General features: G+C 73.8%; 8 protein-coding genes and 1 pseudogene. 4 read left to right on the top strand and 5 right to left on the bottom strand.

The genetic code is table 11. The annotated features are described in order from the left end of the window. The 3 genes from HPY23_RS14235 to HPY23_RS14245 all read right to left on the bottom strand — a co-directional run. A partial coding sequence (locus tag HPY23_RS14235) for a glycosyltransferase family 4 protein (RefSeq protein ID WP_200649632.1) occupies positions 1-916 on the bottom strand: 916 nt, incomplete at its 3' end. After that, entirely contained in the window at positions 916-1317 is a 402-nt protein-coding gene (locus tag HPY23_RS14240) for a 6-pyruvoyl trahydropterin synthase family protein (RefSeq protein WP_091888455.1), read from the bottom strand. The genes HPY23_RS14240 and HPY23_RS14235, both read right to left, overlap by 1 nt. Positions 1318-1339: 22 nt before the next feature. Further along, positions 1340-2245, bottom strand: coding sequence for a zinc-dependent alcohol dehydrogenase (locus tag HPY23_RS14245; RefSeq protein WP_236012887.1), 906 nt, complete (start codon positions 2243-2245; stop codon positions 1340-1342). 72 nt (positions 2246-2317) lie between these two features. Here HPY23_RS14245 and mdoH point away from each other — a divergent pair, with 72 nt between their 5' ends. The 4 genes from mdoH (at position 2318) to HPY23_RS14265 (ending at position 7713) form a co-directional block, all read left to right on the top strand. Next, positions 2318-4102, top strand: a complete 1785-nt coding sequence (mdoH, locus tag HPY23_RS14250) for a glucans biosynthesis glucosyltransferase MdoH (RefSeq protein ID WP_091888457.1) — start codon at positions 2318-2320, stop codon at positions 4100-4102. Positions 4103-4183: 81 nt separating this feature from the next. Beyond that, on the top strand, positions 4184-5503 hold the full coding sequence (gene rlmN, locus HPY23_RS14255) for a dual-specificity RNA methyltransferase RlmN (protein WP_091888459.1): 1320 nt from the start codon (positions 4184-4186) through the stop codon (positions 5501-5503). Positions 5504-5516: 13 nt separating this feature from the next. Continuing rightward, positions 5517-6014 carry a hypothetical protein gene (locus HPY23_RS14260; protein WP_091888461.1) on the top strand — a complete coding sequence of 166 codons (498 nt, stop codon included), beginning with the start codon at positions 5517-5519 and terminating at the stop codon, positions 6012-6014. A 175-nt stretch (positions 6015-6189) separates the two neighbouring features. Further along, positions 6190-7713, top strand: a complete 1524-nt coding sequence (locus HPY23_RS14265) for a sensor domain-containing diguanylate cyclase (protein WP_091888463.1) — start codon at positions 6190-6192, stop codon at positions 7711-7713. Positions 7714-7717: 4 nt separating this feature from the next. Here HPY23_RS14265 and HPY23_RS14270 read toward each other — a convergent pair whose 3' ends face one another. Together HPY23_RS14270 and HPY23_RS14275 are read right to left on the bottom strand one after the other, a co-directional pair. Beyond that, positions 7718-8353, bottom strand: coding sequence for a LysE family translocator (locus HPY23_RS14270; protein ID WP_060848158.1), 636 nt, complete (start codon positions 8351-8353; stop codon positions 7718-7720). 129 nt (positions 8354-8482) lie between these two features. Beyond that, positions 8483-9022 (bottom strand): annotated as a pseudogene (locus tag HPY23_RS14275) (outer membrane beta-barrel protein); the annotation flags it as partial. Between the last annotated feature and the right edge of the window lie 109 nt (positions 9023-9131).

Raw genomic sequence — 9131 nt, forward strand, 5'->3', positions numbered from 1 at the left:
GCAGCGCCGCCGCGAGGGCGGAGGCGTCGCCGGGCGGCACCGCGCGGCCGGCACCCGCCGGCACCGTCTCGGCGGCGGCCCCCCCGGTGGTGGCGACGAGGGGCAGGCCCCGGGCCAGCGCCTCCGTCAGCGCCATGCCGTAGCCCTCGAACAGCGAGGCCGAGACCGCGAGGTCGGCCCCGGCATGGAGGGCGTCGAGGGTCTCCGGCGCCACCGCGCCGGCGAGCGTGATACGTCCGGCGAGGCCCGCCGCGGCGATCTGCGCGCGCAGGGCCGCGGCGCTCTCCGGCACCCGGTCGAGGCTGCCCGCGACGGTGAGCGACCAGTCGAGGTCGGCGAGCGTCGCGAGCGCCCGCACCAGGACGTCGTAGCCCTTGCGCGGGCTCACGGTCCCGACGGCGAGCAACCGGACGGACGCGCCGGTGCGCGGCGGCACCCGGGCGGCTGGAGCGGTGCCGGGCTCCGCCACGGTGATCCGCCCTGGCGCCACGCCGAACTCGGCGGTGAGCAGCCGGGCGGTGTAGCGGCTCGTCGCGACGACGCGGCTCGCCAGCGCCAGCGCCGCCCGCTCGCCCGCCACCAGGGCGGCGGCGCGCTCGGACGACAGCCCGGTCTCGTAGCCGAGGGGGTGGTGGACCAGCGCCGCCATCGGCCGCCCGACGGCGCGGATCAGGTCCGGCGGCAGCGCGCCGTAGGCGAGCCCATCGACGAGGAGCGCGGCCTCAGCCGGCACCCCCGCCAGCGCGGCCCGCGTGCGGGCGAGGTCGTCGGCGTCCGGATCCGGGAAGCCGTCCGGCAGCCGCAACGGCTCGGCCGCGACGCCGAGGGCCGGCAGGTGCCGGAGGATCCGGCGCGCATAGGCGTAGCCCCCGGTCGGGGCCGCAAGGTCGCCCGGGAAGGCGAGGACGAGGCGCATCAGCCGAGCGGCGCCTCGAACCAGGCCCGCGCGAGGTGGGATTCGTGCAGGGTCACGCGGATGCGGCTCACCCCCTCGCCGCCGGGGCCGAGGTCGCCGGCCCGGGCGGCGGCGGCCATCGTCCGGTGGATGTGCCCGCTCAGGAACTCGGTGGTGGTGTTCTCCCCGGCGAATTCCGGCATCTCGTCGAGGTTGCGGTAGTTGAGCGGCGCCAGCACCGTCTTCAGCGCCTCGCTCGCCCGGCCGATATCGACCACTACCCCGTCCGGGGTCAGGCTCTCGCGGAAGAACGCCACGTCGACCACGAAGGTCGCCCCGTGCAGGGCTTGCGCCGGCCCGAACAATTCGCCTCGGAAGCTGTGGGCGATCATCACGTGGTCGCGGACCTCGACGGCGTACATGGGCTGTTTCCTCAGGAGCGGATCACGGGTAGCGGATCACCGTGCACAGGCCCGGCGCACCGGGCCCCAGCAGGCGGGGGAGGGCGGCGGGCAGGTCGGCGAAGGCGACCTCCTCGGTGAGGAGGGCGTCGAGACGTTCGTCGCGCAGCAGGTCGAGGGCCTTGAGCAGGCGCCGCCGATGGCTCCAGCGCGGACGGCGCGAGGCCGCCACCGCCCCGACCTGGCTGCCGACGAGGCGCAGGCGCCGGGCATGGAAGGCGAGGCCGAGAGGGGCCGCGACCGGCTCGGAGCCGTACCAGCTCAGCTCGATCACGGCCGCCTCGTCGCCGGCGAGCGAGAGGGCGAGGTCGAGGCCGGCCGCGCTGGCGCTGGCATGGACCACGAGGTCGGCCTCCGGCCGGGCCGCCCCGGGCAGGGCGAAGGCGAGACCCAGCACCCGGGCCGTCGCCTCGCGGGCGGGATCGCGGTCGATCAGCTCGACCTCAGCCCCCGGCAGGCCGGCGCAGAGATGGGCGACGAGGAGCCCGACCACGCCGCCGCCGACCACCGCGATCCGGTCGCCCGGTCCGGCGCCCGAATCCCACGCGGCGTTCAGCGCCGTCTCCATGTTGGCGGCGAGCACCGCGCGGCGCGGCGGCAGATCCGGGGGCAGCGGGCAGAGCGTCGCCCGGGGAGCGACGAACCCCTCCTGGTGCGGCTGGAGCGCGAAGACGTGCCCGCCCTCCTGCGTCTCGCCGACCGCGCAATAGCCGTACTTGACCGGAAACGGGAACTCGCCGCCTTGCGCCGGGGCACGCATCCGCCCGGCCACCGCGTCGGGTACGCGGCCCTCGAAGACCAGCCGCTCGGTGCCGCGGCTGAGCGCCGTCCACAGGGTGCGCACGCGCACCTCGTCGGGATCGGGCGCGGGCAGGCGCTCGTGTCGCAGCTCCGCTTGCCCGGCCGCGCTATACCAGAGCGCCCGCACGGTCTCCGCCGTGCCGCCCTCGGATGCCTGACGATGCCGCAAACCGACTCCTCGGTGATCGCCCGCGCGGAGAGTTCCGCCCGCGCTCCTCTCACGACGCCGACGGGCCTGCAAGCCTGCATCACCCTGCGTCGCCGCCGTCTCGCGGTGCTCGGGCTGACCCTCGTCACCGGCCTCGCCTTCGCGGCCGCGCTGGCCGCGGTGCTGGCCCAGGACGGGTTCGACGGGCTCGACCTCGCGCTGCTGGCCTGCGGGATCGCCACCCTGCCCTGGACGGTGCTCGGCGTCTGGAACGCCGCGATCGGCTTCCTCTTGCTGCGGGCCGGCCGGGCCGGCCTCCTCGCCGCCGCGCCCCACGCCGCGGCCGGTGAAGCGGAGACGCCGCTCCACCTGACGACCGCCGTGGTGATGACCCTGCGCAACGAGGACCCGGCCCGGGCGCTGTCGCGCCTCGCCCTGGTGCGCGAGAGCCTGGTGCGTACCGGGGAGGGGGCGGCGTTCCGCTACCACGTGCTGAGCGACAGCGACCGGCCCGAGGTGGCGCAAGCGGAGGAGGACTGGGTCGCGGCCTGGCGCGCCGGCCTGCCCGAGGCGGAGGCCGCCCGCATCCGCTACCGGCGCCGCTCGGAGAACGCGGGCTACAAGGCCGGCAACCTGCAGGAGTTCTGCGCCCGCAGCGACGCCGACCTGATGCTGCCGCTCGACGCCGACAGCCTGATGACCGGCCCGGCGATCCTGCGCCTCGTGCGGATCATGCAGGCCCATCCGCGCCTCGGCATCCTCCAGAGCCTCGCGGTCGGCGCGCCGGCCGCCAGCGCCTTCGCGCGGCTGTTCCAGTTCGGCATGCGCCACGGCATGCTGCCCTACACGCTCGGCGCCGCCTGGTGGGGGGCGGAAAGCGGCCCGTTCTGGGGTCACAACGCGGTGGTGCGCATCGCCCCCTTCGCGGCGCATTGCCGGCTGCCCGCCTTGCGCGGCGGCGGCGCGGTGCTGTCGCACGACCAGGTCGAGGCGGTGCTGATGCGGCGGGCCGGCTACGAGGTCCGGGTGCTGCCGATCGAGGAGGGCAGCTTCGAGGACAACCCGCCGACGCTCCTCGACCACCTCGCCCGCGACGCCCGCTGGTGCCGGGGCAACCTGCAGTACCTGCGCCTGCCGCCGATGCCGGGCCTCCTGCCGATGAGCCGGTTCCAGCTCGTGTGGGCGGTGCTGATGTTCCTCAACCCGCCGGCCCTGACCCTGGCGCTCCTGCTCCTGCCGTGGCGCGCCGCGACCCATGACGGCCCGGCCGCGGGCGCGGCCGCGCTCTACCTCGTCTGGCTCCTGCTCTCGCTCGCCCCCAAGCTCGCCGGCTATGCCGCCGTGCTGGCCGACCGGGAGGCGCGTGCGGCCCATGGCGGCGGCGCCCGCTTCCTCGCCGGGATGCTGGCCGAGGTCGCGGCCTCGTTCCTGCTGCTCGGCGCCTCGTCGGTGCGGCTCACCGGCGCGATGATCGGGCTGGCGCTCGGCCGGGCCGGGAGCTGGAGCGCCCAGGACCGGGACGCGCGGGGCCTGCGCTGGAGCGAGGGATTGGCCGCCCTGCCGGGCGTCACGCTGTTCGGGCTCCTCGTCTGCGGCGCGCTCGCCCTCGTCTCGCCGGCGCTGCTCGTCTGGAGCCTCCCGCTGACGCTGGGCAGCCTCCTGGCGGTGCCGTTCTGCGTCCTCACGGCGGCGCCGGAGGCGGGGCGCGCCATGGTGCGGGCGGGCCTCTGCGCCACCCGGGAGGAGATCGCGCCGCCCTGGGAGATCGCCCGGCTCGGCGCGGGGCGGGCGGCGTGATTGCCCGCGGGCCATCGCGTTTCGGCCCGATTGCCCTTATATGCCCGGTTCAATCCGTTTCATCCGAAGGTCAGAAGTATCATGGCGACGGCGTCGTTCGACTCCGCCCGGCGCGGGAATGGCGCTGGTCCCACCGAGGCCCATCCCGGTCCGGCTCCCGCGATCGAGAAGACCCCCGAGATCCGCCCCGAGGCGCTGGAGGCCACCGGCCCGACCTCGCTGGTCGGCCTCACCCGCGAGGCGCTGAAGGGCCGGCTCGCCGCCATCGGCGTGCCCGAGCGCGAGCAGCGCATGCGCGCCGGCCAGCTCTGGCACTGGATCAACGTGCGGGGCGCGGCGTCGTTCGACGAGATGACCAACGTCAGCAAGGTGCTGAAAGGCCAGCTCGCCGGCATCCACACCCTCGACCGGCCCGAGGTGGTGAGCGAGCAGGTGTCGCGCGACGGCACCCGCAAGTGGCTGATCCGCATGCCGCCGACCGGCAAGCACGACCACAACCGCGGCGCCGAGATCGAGTGCGTCTACATCCCGGCCAACGACCGCGGCACGCTCTGCGTCTCGTCGCAGGTCGGCTGCACGCTGACCTGCTCGTTCTGCCACACCGGCACGCAGCGCCTGGTGCGCAACCTGTCGTGCCAGGAGATCGTCTCGCAGCTCGTCGTCGCCCGCGACCGCCTCGGCGACTGGCCGGGCAGGACGCCGCCGAAGGGCGCCTTCGTGCCGGTCGACGGCTCGCGCTTCGTCTCGAACATCGTCTTCATGGGCATGGGCGAGCCGCTCTACAACGTCGACAACGTCATCGACGCGGTCGGCGTGATGAGCGACCACGAGGGCTTAGGCCTCTCGCGCCGGCGCATCACCGTCTCGACCTCCGGCGTGGTGCCGCAATTCGAGCGCCTCGGCATCGAGGCCAACGCCATGCTGGCGATCTCGCTCCACGCCGTGCGCGACGACCTGCGAAACGAGCTGGTGCCGCTCAACCGCAAGTACCCGATCCGCGAGCTGCTCCAGGCCTGCCGCGACTATCCGGGCGTATCGAACGCCCGCCGCATCACCTTCGAGTACGTGATGCTGAAGGGCGTCAACGATTCCGACGGCGATGCACGCGAGCTGGTGCGGCTGCTCAAGGGCATCCCGGCCAAGATCAACCTGATCCCGTTCAACCCCTGGCCCGGCTCGAAGTACGAGTGCTCGGACTGGGAGCGGATCGAGCGCTTCTCCGAGATCGTGTTCAACGCCGGCTACGCCTCGCCGGTGCGCACGCCGCGGGGCCGTGACATCCTGGCGGCCTGCGGCCAGCTCAAGAGCGAGACCGAGAAGCTGCGCGCCCGCGCCCGGATGATGCTGGAAGAGGGCATCGGCGCCGAGGGCGTCTATGCCGGCGCCCACGACGACGACTGAGCGGGCCCAAGGCATGTCCCTCGGGCGCCTCCTCGCGGTCGCGACCGCGCTCCTGATGGCGATCGCCTGCGGCGGCCTCGCCCTCGGGATCGGCGTCGTTCTCGACCCGGTCCTGCGCGACCTCCTCGGCACCCTCGGCCTGTCGGGGCTCGAGGCGGTGCTCTCCGACCTCGCCGAGGGCTACGCTCCCGATCCCGGCATGATCGAGGGTGCGCTCAACCTCGGCCGGGCGATCCTGCTCCTCGTCGCGGTGCCCCCCGCCCTCAACGCCGTCGTCGGCGAGGTGCTGCGGTTCCGCTCGCTCGCCTGGTACGGCGGCGCCACCGGCCTCCTCACCGCGCTCCTGCCCTGGCTGATGCGGGGCGGGGCCGGACCCGCCGGGGCCGGGGAGGGGCGGGTGACGGCGATCCTGTTCTGCGCCGGCGGGGTGGCCGGCCTCGTCTACTGGCTCGCCGCCGGGCGCTTCGCCGGGCGCGGCCCCCCCACGATGTGGGCCGCCCCGCGGCGCTGACCCCCGATCGCGCCGATCGTTCGGTCGCTCTTGTCGAAATGGTAACCGTGTGCGCGAAAGACGCTCGCGGTCCATGCAACCAATCGGGGCGCCCGTGACGGGCGTGAAAGTCCTGTTTAGAGTTGCGGGCGCGAGGTCGCATCTCGCAGGACGCCTACCCGAGAGACCGTCATCCATGTCGCTGCCGCGTCGCCTCCTCGCCGGCCCGCAGGCCGTCCGGGTCAGCATCGTGCTCGGCCTGCTGGCGCCCCTCGGGATGCTCGTCGTGTCCGGCTTCATGCTCTACGAGATGCGGCGGGACATGTGGCAGCGGGCCGAGGAGACGTCCCGCAGCCTTTTGGAGGTGGTCGAGCGCGACATCGCCCGCAACATCGAGATCACCGACCTGGCGCTGCAGGGCCTCATCGCCAAGGTCGAGAACCCCGCCGTCGCCGGGGCGCCGGAGGACTTGCGGCGGCTGGTGCTGTTCGACCGTGTCGTGACCGCCGACGGCTTCGGCATCCTGGTGCTGTTCGACGAGCACGGCACCGGGATCCTGAACTCGCGCTATCCCTCGGGGGCCGGCGGCACCTTCGAGGACCGCGACTACTTCCAGGTCCACCGGCGCGATCCGGATGCCGGGCTCTACGTCAGCAAGCCCTACCTGTCGCGGCTGTCCGGGGCCTACACGGTGGCGTTCAGCCGGCGCATCGCGAAGCCGGACGGCTCGTTCGGCGGCGTCGCGGTCGCGACGCTGAAGCTGTCCCACTTCACGCAGATCCTCGAGAAGCTCGATCTCGGCCGCGACAGCAGCATAAACCTGGTGCGCGAGGACGGCATCCGCATCGTGCGCTTCCCCTACGACGTGCGGGACGTCGGCAGCGACCTCTCGGCGATGCCGAACTTCCAGCGCGCCCTGCGCGAGCGCACCGGCAGCTTCGCCGACTGGGCCGCGCGCGACCGCGTGCACCGGCTCTTCACCTTCAAGCCGGTCGGCAGCCTGCCGCTTCTGCTCGCCCTCGGGGTCAGCACCCAGGAGATCGAGGCCGGCTGGCGCGCCAAGGCCCTGGTCATCGGCGGCACGCTGCTCGCCCTCTTCTGTGTCGCGCTGCTGCTCGCCCTGCTGTGCGGCCGCGAGCTGCGCCGCCGCGGCGCCGTCGAGGCCGAGCTCGCCCGCCTCTCCCTCACCGACGGCCTGACCGGGCTACCGAACCGCCGCCGCTTCGACGGGGCCCTCGACGCTGCCTGGCGGGAGGCCGCCCGCTCCGGCCGGCCGCTGTCGCTGCTGATCGTCGACGCCGACCACTTCAAGCGGATCAACGACCGCCACGGCCACGCCGTCGGCGACGAGGTCCTGCGCGGGCTGGCGCGCTGCCTGTCGGCGGCCATCCACCGGCCGCACGACCTCGTATGCCGGATCGGCGGCGAGGAATTCGCCCTCCTCCTGCCGGACACCGACGAGGAGGGAGCGGCCCGGGTCGCGGAGCGCCTGCGCGCCGGGGTGGCGACGCTCGCGGTCGAGCAGGCGGGCATCCCGGCCGGGGCGGTGACGGTGAGCGTCGGCCTCGCCCCGTCCGCGTGCGCCGACACGCCGGCCGACCTGTACCGGGCGGCGGACGCGGCGCTCTACGAGGCCAAGGCGGCCGGCCGCGACCGCGTCTGCCGGGCCTCCGGCCGCCCGGTGCCGACGCATCTGCGCCTCGTCGCCTCCTCCGCGTGAGCGGTCAGCGCACCGTCAGGAGGATGCGGGCCGCGAAGGTCCCGAACAGTCCGGCGAACAGCCAGTCGATCCCCCGCATCAGCCGCGGCCGGGCCTGGAGCGCCCCGGTGACCCGGGCGGCGCCGAGCACCATCAGGATTCCGAGCGGCAGGGCCAGGCCGACGAAGGCGAGGCCCAGGAAGGCGAGCTGGCCGGTCGGGTTCGGCGAATCGGCGCGCACGAATTGCGGCAGGAAGGTCAGGAAGAACAGCACCACCTTGGGGTTGGTGAGGTTCACCCCGAGCCCGAGGCAGAAGGTCCGCCACAGGCCGCCCCGCACCGTCTCGGCCCGCACGGTGAGCGCCGAGCCGTGGCGCAGCGCGTCGATGGCGAGCCAGGCGAGGTAGAGCGCGCCGACCACCTTCAGCACCGTGAAGGCGGTGGCCGAGGCGGCGATCAGCGCCGAGATGCCGAGAACGGCGGCGAGCGTGTGGATCAGGGTGCCGAGGCTCGTGCCCAGGACCGTCACGATGCCGGCCCGGCGCCCCGAGCCGATGGTGCGGGCGAGCGTCAGGCTCATGTCGGGCCCGGGGGTGACGAACAGCACCAGGCAGGCGGCGAGGTAGGCGACCAGGGTCGGGGTGTCGGGCAGGACGCTCATCGGGCGGCTCCGCGGGAGATGCCCGGTCTGTAGCGGTCCGCGCGCCCGGCGCAACTCCCGAACGCGAGAGCGCCCGCCCGGGAGGTCCCGGGCGGGCGCGGACGAATCGGGCCCGACGTCAGCCGGCGATCAGAAGGTGATGCCGCCCTCGATCATGTAGCGGTCCTGCGAGGTGCGGTTGCCGGTGCGGCCGAAGCCGGTGCCGAGCGTGCCGAAGGCGAGGTCGCCGCGGCTGATGTCGTAGAGCTGCACCCGCGAGTACTCGCCGCGCACGAAGTAGCGGTCGAAGGTGAAGGTCGGGGTGACGGTGAAGGACAGGGCCGAGCTGCCCGCGCCGTAGAGCAGGCTGGTGCCGCCGGCGAAGCGGTCGCCGGTCTGGGCGATGTACTCGACGCGGCCGGCGAGCGCGAAGTTATCGTTGAAGGCGTAGCTCGCGAGAACCGCGCCGCCGTAGGTCGAGGCGCCCTCGGCGATGCCGATCTTGAAGTCGCGCGCGACGTTCGTGTACTGGAAGTAGGGCGTGATCGTCCACGGCCCGTTCGAGTACGTGTAGTTGATCGACAGGATGCCGCTGTTCTGCTGGAACAGCGGGGTCGCGTAGGAGTAGCGCAGGCTGCGCGACAGCACGTCGGTGCGGTCGAGGTTGAGGCCGCCGTTGATGCCGAAGGTGGGTCATTCGTCATTCGGGGTTGATGGACGAGAGGCGGGCTCGAAGCCCGCTTCGTCGTTTGGGGTTGATAGACGCCCAGGCCACAGGCAGGAAACAGCGTGAGGCGGC

This window comes from Methylobacterium ajmalii (genome assembly GCF_016613415.1).
Taxonomy (GTDB): Bacteria; Pseudomonadota; Alphaproteobacteria; order Rhizobiales; family Beijerinckiaceae; genus Methylobacterium; species Methylobacterium ajmalii.